The 21,496-nt window shown below is 53.6% G+C and carries 18 protein-coding genes and 3 pseudogenes; 15 read left to right on the top strand and 6 right to left on the bottom strand.

Annotated elements, in window-relative coordinates; all coding sequences use genetic code 11:
- The first annotated feature begins 16 nt into the window (after window positions 1–16).
- The 4 genes and pseudogenes from QZ280_RS09745 to yghU all read left to right on the top strand — a co-directional run bounded on the left by QZ280_RS09745 (window position 17) and on the right by yghU (window position 3,283).
- Window positions 17–680: pseudogene (locus QZ280_RS09745) on the top strand (GTP-binding protein).
- A gap of 30 nt (window positions 681–710) precedes the next feature.
- Entirely contained in the window at window positions 711–902 is a 192-nt protein-coding gene (locus tag QZ280_RS09750) for a hypothetical protein (RefSeq protein ID WP_293443247.1), read from the top strand.
- Complete coding sequence (locus tag QZ280_RS09755; protein WP_293443250.1) at window positions 899–2,419, top strand: malonyl-CoA synthase; 1,521 nt, start codon at window positions 899–901, stop codon at window positions 2,417–2,419. Before QZ280_RS09750 ends, QZ280_RS09755 begins: the two co-directional genes overlap by 4 nt.
- Window positions 2,420–2,422: 3 nt before the next feature.
- Window positions 2,423–3,283, top strand: a complete 861-nt coding sequence (gene yghU / locus QZ280_RS09760) for a glutathione-dependent disulfide-bond oxidoreductase (protein WP_293443253.1) — start codon at window positions 2,423–2,425, stop codon at window positions 3,281–3,283.
- A gap of 30 nt (window positions 3,284–3,313) precedes the next feature.
- Here the strand turns inward: yghU and QZ280_RS09765 are convergent, their stop codons facing one another.
- Entirely contained in the window at window positions 3,314–4,144 is an 831-nt protein-coding gene (locus QZ280_RS09765; protein ID WP_293443298.1) for a tryptophan 2,3-dioxygenase family protein, read from the bottom strand.
- 22 nt (window positions 4,145–4,166) lie between these two features.
- Window positions 4,167–5,840 (bottom strand): NAD+ synthase, encoded by a 1,674-nt coding sequence (locus QZ280_RS09770; RefSeq protein WP_293443301.1) that lies wholly within the window; start codon window positions 5,838–5,840, stop codon window positions 4,167–4,169.
- Window positions 5,841–5,996: 156 nt separating this feature from the next.
- On the opposite strand from QZ280_RS09770, the gene QZ280_RS09775 reads away from it, so the two are divergent.
- Window positions 5,997–7,409 (top strand): 2-isopropylmalate synthase, encoded by a 1,413-nt coding sequence (locus QZ280_RS09775; protein ID WP_293443304.1) that lies wholly within the window; start codon window positions 5,997–5,999, stop codon window positions 7,407–7,409.
- Here QZ280_RS09775 and QZ280_RS09780 read toward each other — a convergent pair.
- Both QZ280_RS09780 and QZ280_RS09785 read right to left on the bottom strand, forming a co-directional pair.
- The gene (locus tag QZ280_RS09780; protein ID WP_293443307.1) at window positions 7,406–8,932 is read right to left on the bottom strand and encodes a cryptochrome/photolyase family protein; all 1,527 of its coding nucleotides are present in this window, start codon (window positions 8,930–8,932) and stop codon (window positions 7,406–7,408) included. The two genes, QZ280_RS09775 and QZ280_RS09780, sit on opposite strands and share 4 nt — an antisense overlap.
- Entirely contained in the window at window positions 8,926–9,597 is a 672-nt protein-coding gene (locus QZ280_RS09785) for an SDR family NAD(P)-dependent oxidoreductase (protein ID WP_293443310.1), read from the bottom strand. Before QZ280_RS09785 ends, QZ280_RS09780 begins: the two co-directional genes overlap by 7 nt.
- Before the next feature lie 278 nt (window positions 9,598–9,875).
- Here QZ280_RS09785 and QZ280_RS09790 point away from each other — a divergent pair, with 278 nt between their 5' ends.
- From QZ280_RS09790 to QZ280_RS09820, 7 genes are all read left to right on the top strand, one after another.
- Window positions 9,876–11,447 carry a 2-isopropylmalate synthase gene (locus QZ280_RS09790; protein ID WP_293443313.1) on the top strand — a complete coding sequence of 524 codons (1,572 nt, stop codon included), beginning with the start codon at window positions 9,876–9,878 and terminating at the stop codon, window positions 11,445–11,447.
- 185 nt (window positions 11,448–11,632) lie between these two features.
- Window positions 11,633–12,679 (top strand): rod shape-determining protein, encoded by a 1,047-nt coding sequence (locus QZ280_RS09795; protein ID WP_293443316.1) that lies wholly within the window; start codon window positions 11,633–11,635, stop codon window positions 12,677–12,679.
- A 52-nt stretch (window positions 12,680–12,731) separates the two neighbouring features.
- Window positions 12,732–13,652, top strand: a complete 921-nt coding sequence (mreC, locus tag QZ280_RS09800; protein WP_293443319.1) for a rod shape-determining protein MreC — start codon at window positions 12,732–12,734, stop codon at window positions 13,650–13,652.
- The gene (locus QZ280_RS09805; RefSeq protein WP_293443322.1) at window positions 13,645–14,184 is read left to right on the top strand and encodes a rod shape-determining protein MreD; all 540 of its coding nucleotides are present in this window, start codon (window positions 13,645–13,647) and stop codon (window positions 14,182–14,184) included. The genes mreC and QZ280_RS09805 overlap by 8 nt, the downstream gene beginning before the upstream one ends.
- Complete coding sequence (mrdA, locus tag QZ280_RS09810) at window positions 14,181–16,124, top strand: penicillin-binding protein 2 (RefSeq protein ID WP_293443325.1); 1,944 nt, start codon at window positions 14,181–14,183, stop codon at window positions 16,122–16,124. Before QZ280_RS09805 ends, mrdA begins: the two co-directional genes overlap by 4 nt.
- The gene (rodA, locus tag QZ280_RS09815) at window positions 16,121–17,260 is read left to right on the top strand and encodes a rod shape-determining protein RodA (protein WP_293443328.1); all 1,140 of its coding nucleotides are present in this window, start codon (window positions 16,121–16,123) and stop codon (window positions 17,258–17,260) included. Before mrdA ends, rodA begins: the two co-directional genes overlap by 4 nt.
- Window positions 17,260–18,192 carry a glyoxylate/hydroxypyruvate reductase A gene (locus QZ280_RS09820; protein WP_293443331.1) on the top strand — a complete coding sequence of 311 codons (933 nt, stop codon included), beginning with the start codon at window positions 17,260–17,262 and terminating at the stop codon, window positions 18,190–18,192. Before rodA ends, QZ280_RS09820 begins: the two co-directional genes overlap by 1 nt.
- Here the strand turns inward: QZ280_RS09820 and QZ280_RS09825 are convergent.
- Both QZ280_RS09825 and QZ280_RS09830 read right to left on the bottom strand, forming a co-directional pair.
- Entirely contained in the window at window positions 18,189–18,980 is a 792-nt protein-coding gene (locus tag QZ280_RS09825; RefSeq protein WP_293443334.1) for an SseB family protein, read from the bottom strand. The genes QZ280_RS09820 and QZ280_RS09825 overlap by 4 nt on opposite strands.
- Window positions 18,977–19,570, bottom strand: a complete 594-nt coding sequence (locus QZ280_RS09830) for a uracil-DNA glycosylase family protein (protein WP_293443337.1) — start codon at window positions 19,568–19,570, stop codon at window positions 18,977–18,979. The genes QZ280_RS09825 and QZ280_RS09830 overlap by 4 nt, the downstream gene beginning before the upstream one ends.
- A gap of 245 nt (window positions 19,571–19,815) precedes the next feature.
- On the opposite strand from QZ280_RS09830, the pseudogene QZ280_RS16345 reads away from it, so the two are divergent.
- The 3 genes and pseudogenes from QZ280_RS16345 to kdsA all read left to right on the top strand — a co-directional run.
- A pseudogene (locus tag QZ280_RS16345) lies at window positions 19,816–20,229 on the top strand (ATP-binding cassette domain-containing protein); the annotation flags it as partial.
- Window positions 20,218–20,652, top strand: a pseudogene (locus QZ280_RS16350) (capsule biosynthesis protein); the annotation flags it as partial. The pseudogenes QZ280_RS16345 and QZ280_RS16350, both read left to right, overlap by 12 nt.
- 1 nt (window position 20,653) lies before the next feature.
- Entirely contained in the window at window positions 20,654–21,487 is an 834-nt protein-coding gene (kdsA, locus tag QZ280_RS09840) for a 3-deoxy-8-phosphooctulonate synthase (protein WP_293443343.1), read from the top strand.
- The last annotated feature ends 9 nt before the right edge of the window (window positions 21,488–21,496 follow it).

Raw genomic sequence — 21,496 nt, forward strand, 5'->3', positions numbered from 1 at the left:
GTCTTTGCCACAGCAGATGTCTGAACCGCTTCCCGTCACAATCATCGGCGGCTATCTGGTTGCGGGTAAAACCACCCTAGTGAACCACCTGTTGCGCACCGCACAGGGTCGCAAACTGGCGGTCATGGTCAATGAATTTGGCGCGCTCCCGATTGATGAAGATCTGATCGAAGCGAAGGGTGATGATTTGATTTCCATCGCAGGGGGCTGCGTGTGCTGTTCTTTCGGCACTGATCGAGCTTGGCAAACTGTCCGTACGCCCTGATCAGGTGGTGATCGAATGCTCCGGCGTGGCGATCCCCTCAGCAAGTGCTGCATCTGTGACTTTACTTGAAGGGTATGCGTCGGATGGAACCGTCGTGTTGGTTGATGCGGAAACGATCCGCACAGCGGCATTAGACGACTACATTGGTGACACGATCTTGCGGCAAGTGGCCAATGCGGATTTGGCTGTGATCAACAAAGCAGATTTGGTGGATGTCCCAACTTTGTCCGCCCTCGAAAGCTGGCTGTCCAACACTGCGCCGCGCACCAAGACTATCGTATCAGAGCATAGCAAAGTACCGCTTGGTATCGCGCTGGGCCTTGGCGCAACGCCGATCCAAAGCCAACAAATAGGCCATGCAGATGGGCTTTTCGACAGTATCGCCTTGCTCTTTGCCAATCCGCTTGATGGCTAGCCCCTTGCGAAGGCGTTAACCGATCCAAAGTTGCACATCACACGCGCGAAAGGGTTCTTTGATCCCATCCCTGATGGCCCGCGCAAAGCCTTGCACATAGTAGGAAACCGCTGGGACATCACAGATAGCCCGCCGAATGCGCCTTTGGGGATTGTATGCATTGGTGTGAAAGGGCAGTTTGAGCACGATCTAATCCGCAAGGCTGCCAAAGAGGCTTTATGACCAATCCACTTTTCGATGCGCTTTTCGCCCCTCATCTAGGCAAAAACACTCCGTTTTTGCACCTCGAAGACGGCATCACTCTGACCCACAACGCGTTTTTGCGCAAAGCGGCGCAAATCGGCGGTGCCTTGGTGGAATTGGGTTTATCGGCTGGTGATCGCCTTGCGTTGCAGGTTCACAAATCCCCAGAGGCTTTGGCCGTTTATGCTGCCTGCGTGCAAAAGGGGATAATATTCCTCCCTTTAAACACGGGCTACACCGCGGGCGAACTGGATTATTTCATCGAAAACTCGGGCGCGAAGTTAGTTATTTGCGACCCGTCCAAAGAGGGTAGCATCGCACCAATCGCAGAACGAACAGGGGCACAGGCCTTGACCCTTGATGGCTCGGGAGGCGGGTCGCTTATCGAGGCTGCGACCTCACAGCCTGAGACGACGAGCATCACCGCGCGCAGCGGTGATAATCTGGCGGCTTTTCTCTACACATCCGGTACAACGGGACGCTCCAAGGGGGCGATGCTGACTCAGGACAACCTGCTGTCGAACGCCGAGGTCCTCAAAGACTATTGGGCGTTTACGCGCGATGACGTCCTATTGCACGCACTGCCGATTTTTCACACGCACGGGCTGTTCGTGGCGAGCAATGTAATGCTTTTGTGCGGCGGCGCGATGGTCTTCATGCCCAGTTTCAACCCCGATACGATCCTCAAACATATGCCCCACGCGACCAGCATGATGGGCGTCCCGACATTCTACACACGCCTACTAGATCATGACAGCTTCACCCGCGAGGCGGCCGCACATATGCGGCTGTTTATTTCTGGATCTGCGCCAATGTTGTCCGAAACACACGCACAATTTGAATCGCTTACAGGTCAACGCATTCTCGAACGCTATGGTATGACTGAGACCAACATGAACAGCTCCAACCCCTATCAGGGCGTCCGCAAGGCGGGGACAGTCGGCTTTCCCCTGCCCGGTGTTGAGGTAAAAATCTGCGATCCCGAAAGCGGCGCGACCCTACCTCAAGGTGAAATTGGAGTGATCGAGGTGCGTGGACCAAACGTTTTCAAGGGCTACTGGAAAATGCCTGAAAAAACACGCGAGGAATTGCGCGAGGATGGGTTCTTCATCACAGGCGATTTGGGACAAATCGATGCCGACGGCTATGTTCAGATTGTGGGGCGCGGGAAGGATTTAATCATTTCCGGCGGCTATAACATCTATCCCAAGGAAATCGAGATGGTAATCGATGACCAGCCCGGTGTAAAAGAAAGCGCCGTGATTGGCGTGCCACACCCTGATTTCGGCGAAAGCCCTGTCGCTATGGTCGTGCCTGACGACGCTGGTCCTGACATTGATCAGATCACAATCGCGTGCGCGGCTGAGCTCGCCCGCTTTAAACATCCCCGCAAGATCATTATCCGTGACTCACTCCCCCGCAACACGATGGGGAAAGTGCAAAAGAATGCCCTACGTGAAGACTATAAAGACCTCTTCACCAACACAGAAAGCTAATCCATGAGCACACAAGACGAATTTACGCCCCCGAAGGTTTGGTCGTGGGAGCAGGAAAGCGGTGGCACATTCGCCTCAATCAACCGCCCTATCGCGGGTGCGACACACGACAAAGACTTGCCGCACGGGGAGCATCCGCTGCAGCTGCATTCCATGGGCACACCCAACGGTGTGAAAGTTACTGTTTTGCTTGAAGAATTACTCGCCGCAGGGCACGCAGGCGCTGAATATGATGCGTGGATGATCAAGATCGGCGATGGCGATCAATTCGGATCTGGCTTTGTAGATATGAACCCAAATTCTAAAATTCCGGCTCTGATGGATTATTCCGGTGACACGCCCGTGCGCCTTTTCGAGAGCGCGTCGATCATGATGTATCTCGCCGAGAAGTTTGGCGCTTTCATCCCCGAACACGCGCGCGCGGAATGCTTTAACTGGCTGTTCTGGCAAATGGGCAGCGCGCCCTATCTTGGGGGCGGCTTTGGCCACTTCTACCACTATGCGCCCTACAAAATGGAATACCCAATCAACCGTTTCGCGATGGAAGTGAAACGCCAGATGGATGTTCTGGATCGCCACTTGGCAGACAATGAATATTTCGCAGGTGGTGAATATTCCATCGCCGATATGGCGATCTGGCCGTGGTATGGTCGCTTGGCGCAAGGCAAGGCCTATGAGGCGGGCGAGTTCTTGGATGTGGAGAGCTACACCCACGTGCAACGATGGACCAAGCAAATTGCAGAGCGTCCCGCGGTGATCCGTGGGCGTATTGTGAATGTGGCGTGGGGTGCAGACAACGAGCAATTGCCAAACCGCCATTCTGCCGCGGACATTGATGCGGTTTTGGCGAAATCCGCGAGCTAAACGGTCAAACGCAATGACGCGCGTGGGTAACTATAGTTGCCCACGCATGTTCCAAAGTTCAGGGAACAATTCTACCTCAAGCATTTTGCGCAGATATTTTACGCCCGATGTCCCGCCTGTTCCGCGTTTAAAACCGATTATCCGTTCTACTGTTGTGACGTGATTAAATCGCCATCGGCGGAAGTAGTCTTCAAGATCGACAAGCTTCTCTGCTAATTCGTAGAGCGTCCAATATGCACTCGGGTCACGGTAAACTTGGGTCCAAGCATCCATGACTTGTGCATTTGCTTGGTGGGGTTGATCTAACCGATAGACGTCTTTTGGGAACGTTGCTCCAAGCTCTTGGCCTAAACAATCAAGCGCTACATGGTAGAGCGATTTTTTCGTCAACTCTTGCCCCAACATATGATGCAGTTCACCTCGGTGCTCGTGGACTTTCATCATCGCTCGGTTGCGATTCCCAAGAATAAACTCGATCAAGCGGTACTGATGCGATTGAAACCCAGACGACGCGCCAAGGTCTTCACGAAATTCTGTGTATTCACTCGGCGTCATCGTGCGCAGCACATCCCACGCATTGTTGAGTTGCTCGAATATCCGCGCAACGCGGGTGAGCATTTTGAAAACAGGCGGGTAATCGCCCTGCATTAGCTTGTCCCGCGCTGTCGAAAGTTCGTGTAAGGTTAGCCGCATCCAAAGCTCTGAAGTTTGATGTTGGATAATAAACAACATCTCATCATGTGCATTCGATCGCATCTTCTGCGATCCGAGAATGGGATCAAGCGATAGGTAATCGATGTAGCTCATGTCTTTCGAGAAAGACATTTTCGCGCCTTCCTTTTCAGGGTCGTAAGCTGACATATTTCGTTCCTATCAGGTGTCGTTAAGAATTATCCCGCCACCGATTAACAATCGGATAGCGGCGATCCAACCAGAATGCACGTCGTGACAGGCGCGTGCCAGGGGCGGATTGGAAGCGTTTATATTCGGAAATATAGAGCAGGTGTTCAATCTTTTTGACCACCGCGCGATCATATCCAGCGGCGACGCATTGCGCGACGGACGCATCATCATCCACCAGCATTTCCAAAATACCATCAAGTACGGGATAATCCGGTAAGCTATCACTGTCTTTTTGATCGGGACGCAGTTCTGCAGACGGGGGTTTGTCGATGATCGAGGGCGGGATAACCTCGCCCTTGGGGCCCATCATCCACTCAAAGTGGTTTTCATTGCGCCAGCGGCAAACTTCGAAAACGCGCACTTTGTACATGTCTTTAATTGGGTTATAACCGCCCGACATGTCGCCATAGATCGTTGCATAACCGACCGCGACCTCAGATTTGTTGCCTGTCGTCAAAAGCATCGAACCGAACTTATTGCTCATTGCCATCAACAAGAGACCGCGCAGACGGGACTGAATATTTTCTTCGGTAACATCCGCGTCTAACCCTTCAAACAAAGGCGCGAGTGTGGTGGTTATCGCATCATGCCCCTCGCTGATGGGTACGAAATTATACTCTGCACCGATCCGTTCAGCACAATCCTTCGCATCATCGAGCGAGCCTTGAGAGGTATATTCAGAAGGCAACATCACACAGCGCACGTTTTCTCCGCCCAGCGCATCTACGGCGATGGTTGCAACCAGCGCACTATCAATTCCGCCAGACATGCCCAGCAGCACTTTCTTGAAACCCGTCTTGCCCATATAATCGCGCAGCGCCGTCACGCAGACGCGGTAATCTTGTTCGAATTGACCAGGGATAATTGCCTTTTCGCCGCCATCAACGCGCCAGCCCTCATCTGTACGCGTGAGATCAACTTGGGTGATTTGTTTTTCAAAAACAGGCATTTGCATCGCCAGTTTGCCACCGGGGTTGAGCGCGAACGATCCACCATCAAAGACCTGATCATCCTGACCACCGACCATGTTTAGGTAGATTAGAGGTAATCCAGTCTCCACAACACGGCTGACCATCTGGTTTATCCGCACATCAAATTTACCGCGATAATAGGGGGAACCATTGGGCACCAACAGAAACTCTGCGCCCGTTTCTTCGAGCGTTTCGGCAACCTCTTCGTGCCACGCATCTTCACAAATTGGGCTACCAATGCGTGTGTTTCCCACAGAATAAGGGCCACCAAGCGGGCCACTGTCAAAGATGCGCACCTCGTCAAAGACGTCTTCATTGGGGAGATTATGCTTCAGCGACTTGCTGGAAATCTTGCCACCACGGCAGATGAAATAGGCGTTGAACAGCTTGCCATCCTCTTCCGCAGGGCCACCGATTGCCAAGGCGGGTCCATCAGCGCATTCCACAGCAAGCGCCTCAATCGCAGCCAAACATGCGGCTTGAACCGCTGGTTTCATCACCAAGTCTTGACTGTTGTAGCCAAGGATAAACATCTCGGGCAGTGCCACCAAATCAGCGCCTGCATCGCGGCCCGCTTCCCAAGCTGTGCGTGCTTTGGCGGCGTTGCCTGCTATATCACCCATGGTCGGGTTCAATTGGCCAAGGGTGATGCGAAAACGATTAGAAGACGTGGCAGCGGTCATATCAAGTGCTCCAGCAAGACGTGTTAACGCAGATGTATCCCTAGCCGCGCGTAAGGGAAAGAGGCACACGACACATGTCGGAAAATCCATTGGCTTTGCACAAGCGCTGAACTAGACTCGCGCCAATTGATAGATTTATTGGACTGGACGCCTGTCATGCGCATCACATCCCTTGCTCTTATGACGTCATTTGCAATGGCGCTGTCACCGCTGTCCGTCGGCGCTCAAACGACTGGTGTGCAAACCAAGCAATATGATGATGGCGGGTTCTATGAAGGGACGTTCAAGGACGGACTACAGCATGGGTTGGGTACGTATCGTTTGCCCAATGGCTATGAGTATTACGGCGAATGGATCTCAGGTGAAATTTTAGGCGAAGGCCGTGCGCAATTTCCAGATGGGGTGGTTTACGAAGGAGCGTTCGCCAAGGGTAAGCCCGAAGGCATCGGGCGCATCACTTATAGCGATGGTAGCACCTATGAAGGGGGCTGGCAAAACGGTGTACCCCAAGGCACAGGCGTGTCGATTAGTGCCGATGGCAGTCGCTACGAAGGCAACTTCAGAGGTGGCAAGCAGCATGGCAAAGGCAATCTGCGGCGCGCGGATGGCTATACCTATAAGGGCGATTGGGTGAATGGCGTCAAAGAAGGGGCGGCAACAATCTCTTACCCTGACGGGTCTGAGTACCAAGGACAGGTCCAGGACGGCAAACGCGAAGGTCTCGGTATTTTTACGCTAAGCGACGGGATGATCCTTGATGGTCCATGGCGCGGCGGACAGCTCAGCGGGCTCGGCAAAGTCATTCAACCCAACGGAGATCTCTACGAGGGTGAATTGGTTGCAGGACGGCGCGAAGGCAAAGGCAAAGTCACCTATCAAAATAGCGATATCTATGAGGGCGAATTTCTGGAAGATCTCCGCCATGGAATTGGCACGTTCACCGCGACAGATGGTTACATCTTTTCTGGCGAATGGCGCAAAGGTCTGATCGAGGGCGCGGGTCGCGTGAACTACCCTGACGGGTCCGTCTATGAGGGCCAAATGCTAAACGGATTGGCACAGGGCAAAGGGCAGATCACCTACCCTAACGGTTCAGGTTACAATGGCCAATGGGTCGCCAATGTGATCGAAGGCACGGGCCGCGCTGTTTACGCCAACGGCACGATCTATGAGGGCCAGTTCAAAGATGCCCGCCATGACGGGCAAGGCACGCTCACGCGGCCTGATGGGTATAGCTATGCAGGCACTTGGGTGAACAACCAAATCACAGGCAATGGCACTGCCACATATACAGATGGATCCATTTACGGGGGTCAATTCAAAGACGGCCAGCGCAATGGCCATGGTACGTTCCGCATGGCAGACGGATTTTCTTATGAAGGGGCTTGGGTGCTTGGCACCATGACCGGGCGCGGCGTTGCGCGTTACGCGACGGGCGATGTTTATGAAGGTTTGTTCCTAGATGGAAAACGCCAAGGCACAGGCAAAATACGCTATGTGGACGGCACGATTTTATCAGGAAAATGGGCCAACGGCCAATTGGTAGAGCCCATGGCAGAAGGGAATTAGACCGCCTCTCCAGCGTCCAATTTTTCTAGAAAAATTGCGGCATCCTGAAGGACTGTTGCGCGGTGGGTCTCATCCATGCGGTTCCATGTGCGGTACATATTTCCCATGCGCGGATTGTTCAAAAACCGATCTTCGTGTCGGATCAGAAAATCCCAATAAAGCACGTTGAACGGACAGGCCGTTTCGCCCGTTTTGTCCTTCACCGCATAGTGGCAGGACTTGCAATAGTCCGACATTCGATTAATATAGGCTCCGCTTGAAACATAGGGTTTGGAGGCGATGATACCCCCATCTGCGAACTGGCTCATCCCGATGGTGTTGGGCGCTTCCACCCACTCGAACGCATCTGCATAGACTTCCAGATACCACTCATGGACCTGTTCGGGATTGATCCCCGAAAGCAACGCGAAGTTCCCCGTCACCATGAGGCGTTGAATGTGATGAGCGTAAGCCTCGTCTCGGGTTTGAGCCACTGACTTGGAGAGGCAATGCATCTTCGTCTCCGCCCCCCAATATAGTGTGGGAAGATCGCGGTGATGACCCAGCGCATTGCGGCGCGTATAGTCCGGCCCTTCAAGGAAATAGATTCCGCGCACATATTCACGCCAACCGATGATCTGACGGATGAACCCCTCCACCGCATTGATCGGCGCGTGTCCATCTTTATGGGCCTTTTCAGCCGCTTGACAGATTTCCAAGGGACCCAGCAAACCGGCATTCAAGTAAGGCGAAATGACCGCATGATAGAGAAACTTGTTCTCGCTCAACATCGCGTCCTGAAAATCGCCGAAGCGCAGCAAAGCATGGGTGATGAAATGCTCTAAAGCCTGTAGCGCTTCTGCGCGCGTGGTCGCAAAATTGAAGTTCTCAAGCGTGCCAAAGTGGTCGCCAAAACTGGCCGCAACAAGATCAAGCACATCTTTGGTGATCGCATCAGGCTCAAACGAGAGAGGACCAGAATAACTTACATCCTTAGGTGCAGCTTTACGGTTGTCGTGATCAAAATTCCATTGGCCTTGGGCAGGTTTGCCATCTTCCATCAATAGGCCCGTCTTGCGACGCATATCACGATAGAAATATTCCATCCGAAGGGCTTTGCGCCCCTCGGCCCATGCCTCAAATTCGGCGTGTGTTGCAAGAAAGCGATCATCCTCAAGCAAGTACACCTGCAAGGGCGTGCCTTCTAACGCCTCAATCAAACGCCATTCGCCGGGCCGCGTTGCGATCACCTCTTTCGCACCGCTCTCTTGTGCGCGGCGTAAAAGTTCCGCCGGAATGCTACCCGCGTTTTGTGTGTCGTCCAACTGGCTGTATAAAACCTTCCAGCCATCGGTTTTCAACGCGGCCGCAAACTTGCGCATCGAGCTGAAAATAAAAGCAATTTTCTTGGGATGATGGCGTACATATGTCGCCTCAGACGCGACCTCTGCCATGACAATGATATCGTGCTCTTTGTCGGCAGCGCGCAAAGATGCAAGATCAAGACTAAGCTGATCCCCGAGTATAAGAACCAACCTCACCACGACACCTCTGCACCAGACCAGTCAAAGAACTTGCCAGTTTGAGTGGCATCTAAACTCGCCAATACAGACAACAGATTTTCTGCTGCCTGAGATGCCGGAACCGTCGCATGACGTGCTACGTACTTCTCCGTGAACGGCGTTTGAACCGTGCCGGGATGTAACGCGACGCAAGCGAGCTGCTTGTGCGTGCGCGCCAGCTCAATCGCAGCGGTGTGCACAATTTGGTTCACCGCGGCTTTGGCGGCGCGGTAGGCATACCATCCCCCCAAGCGATTGTCCCCGATGGAACCAACCCGCGCCGACAGCACAGCGAACTGCGCGGGTTGGGCACGATCCATCAAACGCGATGCATGTCGCAAAACCAGCGCTGGGCCAATCGCGTTCACTGCGAACTGATCGGCCATGGCTTGTGCACTTATATGCTTCAAGGATTTCTCGGGCACGGCACCTTTAATCTCTAATGCACCACTCGCAACGATAATCAGATCAAAGGTTTGTTCCAAATTTCCCAAAATACGCGCCACCGATGCCTCGTCGGTAATATCAAACCCGTCCACACTTCGCGACAGGCCCGACACATGCGTTCTGCGCGCGCCTAGAGCCTCCGACAAAGCCGCGCCTATGCCGCCTGACGCTCCGATGATCAATGCGTTTTTCCATTTCATGCCGTTCAGCTAAGCCGCACAAACAACTCGTCAATCCAAAAGGGGGTTTTCCTTAACCAAATTCGCGGTATAACGATCTTTATGAACATGAATGGCCATATCCAGATCGACGCACAGCGCCCCCGCGCTGAGTCTCTGCTTGGCCTACTGCTTCTTAGCTGCCTCTGAGCGTGCCGGTCGGCGCGAGCGCTCAGAGGAGGACAGTCAGCGCCACTTTACATAGAATTTCCGGTTATTAGGCCCTTGCAGATGCAAGGCGTATGAAAATGAGACAAACCATGAGCAATACTGATAAAGATCGCGTCGTAATCTTCGACACTACATTGCGCGACGGCGAACAAAGCCCCGGCGCGACGATGAGCCACGAAGAAAAGCTGGAGATCGCGGGTCTGCTCGACGATATGGGCGTTGATATCATCGAGGCGGGTTTTCCAATCGCGTCCGAGGGTGATTTTCGCGCCGTATCCGAGATTGCCAAGAACGCCCGCGATTCTGTGATCTGTGGATTAGCCCGCGCCAACTTCGGCGATATTGATCGCTGCTGGGAGGCGGTGAAACATGCTAAAAAACCCCGTATACACACGTTTATCGGCACATCCGAGCTGCACCGTGCCATTCCAAACCTTACCATGGACGAAATGGCCGTGCGCATCCACGACACCGTAAGCCACGCGCGCAATCTGTGTGACAATGTGCAATGGTCGCCAATGGATGCGACCCGCACAGAGGAGGATTACCTCTGCCGCGTCGTTGAAATCGCGATCAAGGCGGGTGCGACGACCATCAACATCCCTGACACTGTGGGCTATACAGCCCCAACCGAGAGCGCGGATTTGATCCGCATGTTGGTCAACAATGTCCCCGGTGCAGATGAGATCATCTTCGCGACCCATTGTCATAACGACCTTGGCATGGCGACAGCGAACTCTTTGGCGGCCGTCGAAGGCGGTGCGCGTCAGATCGAATGCACGATTAACGGATTAGGCGAACGCGCGGGCAACACGGCGCTGGAAGAAGTCGTCATGGCTCTGAAAGTGCGCGGCGATATCATGCCTTACCGCACGGGGATCGACACCACAAAGATCATGAACATCTCACGCCGCGTCGCGGCAGTGTCCGGCTTCGCAGTTCAATTCAACAAAGCGATTGTTGGCAAGAATGCCTTTGCCCATGAAAGTGGTATCCACCAAGATGGCATGCTGAAAAACTCGGAAACCTTTGAAATCATGCGCCCTGAGGACGTTGGCTTGACCGAAACCAACATTGTCATGGGCAAGCATTCCGGCCGTGCCGCTTTGCGTTCTAAACTGGAAAATTTAGGGTTCGAGCTGGGCGACAACCAGTTGAAAGACGTCTTTGTACGCTTCAAAGAACTGGCGGATCGCAAGAAAGAAATCTTTGACGACGATCTGGTCGCTTTAATGAACACCGCGTCCGATCCAGAAAGCGAGCGTTTAAAATTGACCTCCTTGTGCGTCGTCTGTGGCACGGATGGCCCGCAGGAAGCGGTGATGCGCATGTTGGTGGATGGCGTCGAAAAATCCACAACCGCAACAGGCGACGGCCCCGTAGATGCGACGTTCAATGCTGTTAAAGCCTTGTTCGCCCATGAGGCGCGTTTGCAACTCTACCAAGTGCACGCAGTGACAGAAGGTACAGACGCGCAAGCTACAGTGTCGGTGCGTTTGGAAGAAGAGGGTCGCACGGTGACAGGACAATCCGCTGACACGGATACAGTCGTGGCCTCTGCAAAAGCCTATATCAGCGCATTGAACCGTCTTTTGATGCGCCGCGAACAGACAGACGTCGGCTATGACACCAAAGGTGTCAGTTATAAGGATGTTTCCTGAGTTTGGTATAAAAGCGAAAACAAAGGCTTGGGCCTAACGAAACCGCCTTCACGAGACTGGGGCGGTTTCGCGCCTATGCATCCCCCACCCCCCCTTTTCCCTCGCGTAAAAACGCCTATAAGAACATCATCTTGGCCTCGAGAGAGTCGCGGAACCTATTTCTATTCTGAGCAGGACCACAGCACATGGCATTTTGGGACAAACTTTCTGGCCTCTTCACGTCAGACATGGCGATTGACTTAGGTACAGCGAACACGCTGGTCTACGTCAAAGGCAAAGGCGTTGTTCTGTCAGAGCCTTCCGTGGTTGCCTATCACATCAAAGATGGTGTCAAAAAAGTCCTCGCCGTGGGAGAAGATGCGAAACTTATGCTTGGCCGAACACCTGGTTCTATCGAGGCAATTCGCCCGATGCGCGAAGGTGTGATTGCGGATTTTGATACAGCCGAAGAAATGATTAAACATTTCATTCGCAAGGTTCACAAACGCTCTACGTTTTCAAAACCGAAAATCATCGTCTGTGTGCCACATGGCGCAACACCCGTTGAAAAACGTGCTATTCGTCAGTCGGTTCTTTCCGCTGGTTCTCGTCGCGCGGGTCTAATCGCAGAACCAATTGCAGCCGCGATTGGCGCTGGCATGCCGATCACGGATCCGACGGGTAACATGGTTGTTGATATCGGTGGTGGTACAACCGAGGTCGCGGTTCTGTCCCTTGGCGACATTGTTTATGCTCGTTCTGTACGTGTGGGTGGGGACCGTATGGACGAGGCGATCATCAGCTATTTGCGCCGCCAACAGAACTTGCTTGTCGGTGAAAGCACGGCTGAACGCATCAAGACCTCGATCGGTACAGCACGCATGCCAGATGACGGACGTGGCGCGTCGATGCAAATTCGCGGACGCGATTTGCTCAATGGTGTGCCTAAAGAAACAGAAATTTCTCAAGCGCAGATCGCAGAAGCACTTGCAGAACCTGTTCAGCAAATTTGCGAAGCAGTGATGACTGCGCTTGAAGCCACGCCCCCCGACTTGGCCGCGGACATTGTTGATCGTGGCGTGATGCTCACCGGTGGTGGTGCCTTGCTGGGTGATCTCGATCTCGCCCTGCGCGAACAAACAGGACTTGCCATATCTATCGCGGATGAAAGCCTGAACTGTGTGGCGCTTGGAACGGGTAAAGCGCTGGAATACGAAAAACAGCTACGCCACGCGATTGATTACGACAGCTAATTTCGGCATCGTGAAACGCAAGGGCGCTTAAGCCCGTTCAGCGGAGAACGCCTTGGCCAAAGACCGCGCACAAAGTGAAGATTTCACCGCCCCCCTCAAGCGATTGCTTTTGGGAGTCGTGTTCTTGTGCCTCTTTGCCATCTTCATGGTCTGGCGTATCGACAGCCCGCGTGTCGAGCGCTTTCGCCTTGCCGTGATTGACCGGGTTGTTCCTAATTTTGACTGGGCCATGGTACCTGTCACGGGCACCATCAATCTTGTGCGGGACTTTCAAAGCTACCAGCGGATCTATCGACAGAACCAAGAATTGCGCCGTGAGCTCCAGCAAATGAAAAGCTGGAAAGAGGCCGCGCTTCAGCTTGAACAAGAGAATGCGCGCCTACTTGATTTGAACTCGGTCCGACTTGATCCGCGCCTGACCCATGTGACGGGCGTGGTTGTTGCCGATAGCGGATCACCCTTTCGCCAATCCGTTTTACTAAATGTAGGTCGTCGCGATGGCGTGCTTGATGGTTGGGCGACGATGGATGGGCTTGGCCTTGTCGGACGGATCTCAGGTGTTGGTGAACGCGCTTCGCGGGTAATTTTGCTCACAGACACCACAAGCCGCATTCCAGCAGTCATTCAACCTTCGGGTCAAAACACGATTGTTGTAGGTGATAATACGCGTTCTCCACCCGTTGATTTCTTGGAAAACCCTGATCTGGTTCGCCCAGGGGATCGTGTCGTATCCTCTGGTGATGGTGGTGTTTTTCCCGCAGGTTTGCTGATTGGCCAAGTCGCAAAAGATCCCGGTGGACGTTTACGCGTACGCCTGTCTGCGGACTATGAACGGTTGGAATTCTTGCGGGTCCTACGCAATTACGGCGCGGAGCGGATTGAAGACACCGGCAGGCTAATCCGGCCAGAGGCTCTTCCTTCAAATCCCGAAACACCCGCCCCTGAGCAAACGAGCGAGGCAAGCGATGGCTGAACAGCGCCCTGCCCGTGTTTGGGTGATGCGAAGCCTCTACATAGGCCTCTCCTTCTTCATCATCTTTCTGCATCTTTTGCCCTTAGCGACCAGCCCCTCGCGATGGTTCGCACCTGACTTTTTGATGGCCTTCACCTTCGCATGGGCGATGCGGCGACCGGAGTATGTACCCGCCGTTTCTGTCGGCTTCATCATTCTGCTGGCTGATTTTCTGTTTCAACGCCCCCCCGGACTGCTCGCGGGTCTCATCGTTGTTGGTGCAGAAACCCTGCGCGCAAGATCAGTTGCAAACCGCGATATGCCCTATCTCGTTGAATGGATGAGCGTCGCAGGCGTGATGATCACCATCATCTTTGCGGAGCGGCTCTTCCTCGCAATCTTCTTTATTCCAGCGCCCTCGCTGAGTTTGGTCTTGATTCAGCTCGTAATGACCATAGCCTTATATCCACTCGTCGTGATGATTTCGCATTTCCTATTCAATGTGCGCAGACCAGCCCCCGGCGAAGTCGATGCATTGGGACATAGGTTATGAGACGTTCAGCCACTGAAACGACGCAAAGCGCCGCGAAAGTCACACGCCGTGGCTTGATCGTCGCTACCGCGCAAATGGGTTTTGTCGGAATTTTGGGTGCGCGTATGCGCTATATGCAAGTCGAGCAAGCGGATGAATTTCGCCTTTTGGCGGATGAAAACAGAATCAACATTCGATTGATTCCCCCTGCGCGCGGCCAATTGTTTGATCGAAATGGCGCTGTGATTGCCGAAAACGAACCGAGCTATCGCATCACTATGGTGCGCGAAGATGCAGGCGACGTGAATACTGTGATCGGGCGGCTCTCGACATTGGTCGAGCTAGACGATGATGAGTTGAACCGCGCATTGACAGAAATGAACCGCAGTGCGCCGTTCTTACCTGTAACAATCGCAGATCGCATTTCGTGGGAAGAACTGTCGCGCGTCGCCGCAAACGCCCCCGCTTTGCCAGGTGTCACGCCTGAGGTTGGCCTGTCACGTCGCTACCCACTTGGATCAGCATTTGCGCATGTCGCAGGATATGTCGGCCCTGTTAGTCAACGTGATTTAGAGCGCATTGAAGATCCTGATCAGCTCTTGCGTATTCCGAGATTTCAGATCGGCAAAGTCGGCGTAGAAGCAAAATACGAAGACCTGCTGCGGGGCAAAGCGGGCGCAAAGCGCGTCGAAGTGAATTCTATCGGTCGCGTCATGCGTGAACTTGATCGTCGTGAAGGCCAATCCGGTGCAAACGTACAATTGACTGTCGATCACAAGCTGCAAGACTATGTGCGAGCACGCCTTGGCGAGGAAAGCGCATCCGTTGTCGTTATGGATCTTAAGCGCGGTGATCTTTTGTCGATAGCCTCTTCCCCGACCTATGATCCCAACAAATTCGTCCGCGGTATATCCGTTGCAGACTATGCGTTCCTGCGCGACAATGATCATCGCCCTCTTGCCTCTAAAACGGTGCAAGATGCCTATCCCCCGGGATCCACTTTCAAAATGGTGACAGCGCTTGCCGCGTTGGAAGCAGGCTTGATCACCGCGGGAGACACCGTGCATTGTCCCGGCCATTTGGAAATAAGTGATCGCAAATTCCACTGTTGGAAACGCGCAGGCCATGGTCACATGAATCTCGAGCTGTCTTTGCGCGAAAGCTGTGATGTCTATTACTACGACCTTGCCCTTAAAGTTGGCATCGAAAATATTTCCGCGATGGCGCGCAAGCTTGGACTCGGTGAAAAACACGATATACCCATGTCAGCCGTCGCCTCTGGCCTTGCGCCGACAAAAGATTGGAAGATGCGTGCGCGCGGCAAAGAATGGGTTATCGGCGACACAGTCAACGCCTCTATCGGGCAGGGCTTTGTTCTGTCTTCGCCTTTGCAACTGGCTGTAATGACAGCGCGTCTTGCGACGGGTCGCGATATAAAGCCACGTTTGATAAAAACAGTTGATGGCGTTTCGCAGCCCAGCGGCTTGGGCGCAAAGCTAGATATCAACAAAAACAATCTGCGCAAGATCCGTAAGGCAATGTATGAAGTGTCTAACAACCGTCGCGGTACGGCTTATGGCAGTCGCATCATAGAAGATACGTTTCGAATGGCGGGAAAAACCGGAACTAGCCAAGTGCGCAACATTTCCGCCGCAGAGCGCGCGCGTGGCGTGACGCACAACGCCGATCTCCCTTGGGAGCGTCGCGATCACGGATTGTTTGTGAACTTCGCGCCTTTCGATAATCCAGAGATTGCTGTGGCCGTTGTCGTCGAACACGGTGGTGGCGGATCGACCGCAGCGGCACCCATCGCACGTGATGTCACCTTGCAAGCCCTCTACGGTGAAGATCCTCCTTTGGCTGCCTATCCAAACAAAGATCGCGGGCGTGTGCGGGCACAGCAGAAACGATTGCGTGATTTGATCAGCGAAAGTGCCAGTGACGGAAATGGCCGCGCATGAGTTATCTTGAATATACGGTCAAATCCGTACCAACCGGATTTTCCAAGTTCTGGCATCTGAACTGGGCATTGATCGTTCTCGTCACCACTGTCGCAGGCATCGGGTTTTTGATGCTCTATTCGGTTGCAGGTGGATCGTTTAGCCCTTGGGCGGAACCGCAAATCAAACGTTTCTTGCTGGGTTTTACCTTAATGCTGATCGTCGCGATGGTGCCCATTTGGTTCTGGCGCAATATCGCGGGCGTCGCTTATGGCGTGTCGATCATCTTGTTGCTCTACGTTGAATTTTTCGGAGCTGTCGGAATGGGCGCGCAACGCTGGATTAACCTTGGATTCATGCGCTTGCAGCCCTCCGAGTTGATGAAGATCGCTTTGGTGATGCTGCTCGCTGCCTATTACGACTGGCTGCCGCTTGCGCGCACATCGAAACCACAATGGGTCGCCATTCCGGTGCTGATCATCTTGTTGCCAACCATGTTGGTTTTGCGCCAACCCGACCTTGGCACCGCTCTATTGCTGATTTCTGGCGGGGGCTTACTGATGTTTATAGCAGGCGTGCATTGGGCTTATTTTGCGGCTGTCGTCACCAGCGGGATCGGGCTTGTCGCAGCAGTCTTTCAAAGTCGAGGCGAGGATTGGCAGTTGTTGAAGGACTATCAGTTCCGCCGTATCGACACCTTCTTGAACCCCGCCAGCGACCCCTTGGGCGCGGGGTATCATATCACCCAAAGTAAGATTGCATTGGGATCGGGTGGCTGGACGGGACGTGGCTTTATGCAAGGCACGCAATCGCGGCTAAACTTCTTGCCTGAAAAGCACACAGACTTCATTTTCACGACCCTCGCTGAAGAGTTCGGCTTTATCGGGGCCTTCTCCCTCTTGCTGTTGTATTTGCTAATCATTCTGTTTTGCGTGGTCTCCGCGATCAACAACAAGAACCGCTTTGCAGCGCTTGTCACGTTGGGTATCGCGGCCACATTCTTCCTGTTCTTTGCAGTGAATATGTCAATGGTCATGGGACTCGCCCCAGTAGTTGGCGTCCCCCTTCCTTTGGTGAGCTATGGAGGCTCTGCAATGTTGATTTTATTAATCGGTTTTGGCCTTGTCCAAAGCGCGCATGTACATAGGCCACGTTGATGGTGACGCAGGTTTTATTCGCCGCGAAGGAAGAGCGCTGGACTGAATATCAAGCGCCTTTGACCAGAGCACTTAAAGAGGCGGGTGTTGATGCTAACCTCGGCACAGATCTGCTAAATGAAGATGTCGAGTATATCGTCTACGCCCCTAATTCGAGCGTGCAGGATTTTTCAGTTTTTCCTAAACTGAAGGTGGTCTTAAACCTATGGGCCGGTGTCGAAACCGTCGCCCCAAATAAAACCTTGAAAGCGCCGCTCGCTCGGATGGTGGACCATGGGCTAACCCAAGGCATGATCGAGTGGGTGACAGGACACGTAATGCGCCACCACCTTGGCATGGATGCGCATATCTTCAATCCTGATCGCAATTGGCCCGGGGGCGCGCCACCTTTGGCCGAGCAACGGTCCGTTACGATCTTGGGTCTAGGGGCTTTGGGCACGGCTTGCGCGCAGATGCTGACGCAGATCGGGTTTCCCGTAAGCGGTTGGAGTCGCAAGCAAAAAGACATTGAAGGCGTAGCCTGTTACAGCGGTAATGCAGGCTTGAAAACCGCGCTAAACGGCGTGGAAATAGTGGTTCTGTTACTGCCGGACACCCCCGCCACCGAAAATGTTATGAACGGTGAAAGCCTTGGCTGGTTGGCCAAAGGTGCTACCATCATTAATCCCGGCCGCGGACCTTTGATTGACGATGATGCTCTGCTTGCAGCGCTGGACACGGGCCAAGTGGGGCACGCCACTCTGGATGTGTTTCGCATCGAGCCTTTACCACAGGATCACTCATATTGGACCCATCCAAACGTGACCGTCACACCACATATCGCGTCTGAGACGCGCACATGGACCGCCAGCCAATGCGTCGCAGAAAATGTGCGGCGCGGCGAAGCGGGCGAGCCGTTCTTGCACCTCGTGGATCGCAGCGTCGGGTATTAGTGAAGCTTCGGCGGTTTGTTGGGATCAGAGCCTGGCGCGGCGCGCACAACCTGTTCGCGCACCTCGGCCTTTGGTAACTCAAATCGCAGGCCAACCTTAGCCATCGCAGCCGCCATCGGGTCGCTGGTCTTAAAGAAGCCAACATCAATGCTGCCTGCTTCAATTCCTGAGAACGTCAAAGCCTCGCCAGCCGCAGTCGCGAGCGCAGTTTCCGCACCCTCAAGCGCACCGACTAAGCCTAACAAATGCCCCTGACGCCCACCTTCATAGTGGACAGCGACGAGATAAGCGTTGCTTGCGAGACCCGCAGCACTCGCTAATTTAGCGTCGAGCGCAGTGAGGAGTTCTTCGGGTAAACCCTTGGGCGCATAAAACTCTTGCGGCATTTCTTCCACCTCATCAGGACGATGATCCAACGTATCACAAAGCCAACTCACCGCTTCTGGCGGGATCAACATTTGCGATGATGCGACTTCCAGATTGATCCCAAGGCCAATCCCCTGCCCAGCGAGTATTCGCGCGACAATCCGGCCAGAAAGTGCCGCATAGGGTGCAGGCTTACCGACGAATTGTGCAAGACGTTCGATGCGATCAAACACGAGAACGAAACTGGCATCACCAAGATCAAAAATCTCTGGATTGATCTGATCACCGTCAGCTTCTTTGGTAAGCAAAAGAAACAACTCATTGTCCGCCAACCGCTCATAAAACCTTAGACGCGCGGCGTCGTCATTGGGTGCGTCCTCCATCGCAGCATGTGCGATGTCCAAGCTTGTTTCTTCGCTCATCTTAACACCTCTCGAACGCGTGCACGCAGCACGGGCAGTAAGTCCACTTCAAACCACGGATTTTTCTTCAGCCATGCGGTATTGCGCCATGAAGGATGCGGCAAGGGAAAAACCGACGGCGCGTGGCTTTGCCACTCCATGACTGTTTGCGTGACTTTGGGCGCACCGCCCAAGTGCCATTTCATCGCATAGCCCCCGATCAACAGCGTCAGTGGCACTGGCCCAAGAGCATCCATCAAAGGGCCGCGCCAAGATTTCGCGCAAATCGCAGGGGGCGGGAGTTCGCAGCCTTTTGCGTTGTAGCCCGGGAAACAGAAGGCCATGGGGGCGATAGCAAGCTTGCTTCGATCATAAAACGTGGCTTCATCCAGCCCAAGCCAGTCACGCAACCGATCTCCAGAGGGATCCGTAAAGGGGCGACCGCTTTCATGAACACGCGCACCCGGCGCTTGGCCCGCAATCAAAATGCGCGGTTTTACGCCATTCGCAGAAACCCAAAGCACAGGGCGCGGGGCATGATGGGTCGCAGTTTTCGCAAAGCTATCCGCGCATAACTGACATTTTGCGATATCTTGAAGAAGCAATTTCATCGGTGCGCAATTTAGAGGGACACGCCGTCACAACAAGCCCTATGACCGCAGTTTCACCACCCTATGCGCACCAATATCCGTCCAACTCGGAAAAATTTGGCTAAATTCCCTTACAAATCGCTCCCAATTACCCTCAAGCATTGAAACAATTATACATGATGTGACATACCGTCGACAATATCGGCACATAAAGAATGCTTAAGACACCCTATATGAAGTAGTGGTACGGCAGGCCGGATAGGAAAATGTTAGAGTTCGAGAACGTCAGCAAGTCCTTTTGGGCGGGAACGCAGCGCAAGGTGATCCTTGATCGCATATTGTTTCGCGTGGAGCTTGGCCGCCCCATCGGCAATCTTGCGCCTAACGGCACAGGGAAAACGACCCTCGTGAACATGCTGGCCGGCCTGGAAAAGCCCGATAAAGGCGAAATTCGGCGTGACTGTAAGATCTCTTTCCCGCTTGGCTTTATGGGTGGTGTGATCACCAAACACACAGCCATGGAAAATTCGCGCTATATCGCGCGGCTTTATGGGCTTGATCCCGACTATGTCGAAGCGTTCTGTCGCTGGCTGTGTGGGTTGGGTGAGTACTTTGATCAACCGCTAGGTATCTATTCATCAGGTATGCGCGCACGGTTCACCTTTGCGCTGCAACTCGCCGCATTGCTCGACAATAACCGCTCAAACCGGGCCAAAATTGTGGGTGCACAAGGCGATTTGAGTCGTTTCCACGCGCTGTTGGATCGCTTGAACGATCAGATGACAAATGCGTCGCAGGGTAAAAATCCATTAGCTAAATTAGCGGCTCAGATCCAGCTAGCACAGGCGGAAATGGCGACACGCGATATGCTTCTGGCCTCTGTCTTGGAGCAATTGGAGCAATTGGAGCAATTGGAGCAGACCCGCCGCAAAGCCGCATCGCAAGCGCGCTACCTCACCCAAAGTATGGAGCCGTTGCCAAGCCAAGACCCATCATATCCGCGCAAGTTCGAGAACACTATTTTGGCGTTTCTCGTTTTTGCCGGCATCTACCTTATGATCTCGCTTACAGCGTCGATCCTTCGCGAACAGGTATCATCCTAATATGAAAACTCTCGATATCGGCGGCTTGTCCGTCGGCAACACTGCGCCCCTGACGATCATCGCGGGCCCATGCCAATTGGAAAGCGCAGATCACGCGCAAATGATTGCAGGCAAAATGAAAGAAGCCTGCGATGCGGTCGGTGCGCAATATATATTCAAAGCGTCTTATGACAAAGCCAACCGCACCTCCCTTTCGGGTGAACGTGGGTTGGGGATAGATCAAGGCCTGAAAGTTCTAAGTGATCTCCGCAAGACGATGGGCGTGCCGATTTTAACGGACGTTCATAATGAAGTACAATGCCCCCTTGCCGCGGATGCGGTTGACGTGTTGCAAATCCCTGCGTTCCTTTGCCGTCAAACCGACATGCTTTTGGCCGCGGGTAATACAGGCGCTGTGATCAACGTCAAAAAGGGCCAGTTTCTGGCCCCTTGGGAAATGCCCAACATCGTTGCTAAGCTCGAAAGCACAGGTAACAAACGCATCATGCTAACAGAACGAGGCACGTCTTTTGGGTACAACACCTTGGTGGCAGACATGCGCGGCCTGCCCCAAATGGCACAAACTGGCTATCCGGTGGTGATGGATGCGACCCATTCCGTGCAGCAACCCGGTGGTCGCGGAAAATCATCTGGTGGACAGCGTGAATTCGCGCCTGTGATGGCGCGCGCGGCAGTCGCTGTCGGCGTTGCAGCGGTGTTTATGGAAACGCATCAGGACCCTGATAATGCCCCCTGTGATGGGCCTAACATGATTTATTTGGACCAGATGCCAAAAATTTTGAACACATTGATGAAGCTGGACGCAGTTGCGAAAGCCAATCCCGCAGAGATTTAAGAGAAGCGT

Origin of the sequence: Planktotalea sp., assembly GCF_018607995.1 — a bacterium.
GTDB lineage: Bacteria > Pseudomonadota > Alphaproteobacteria > Rhodobacterales > Rhodobacteraceae > Planktotalea.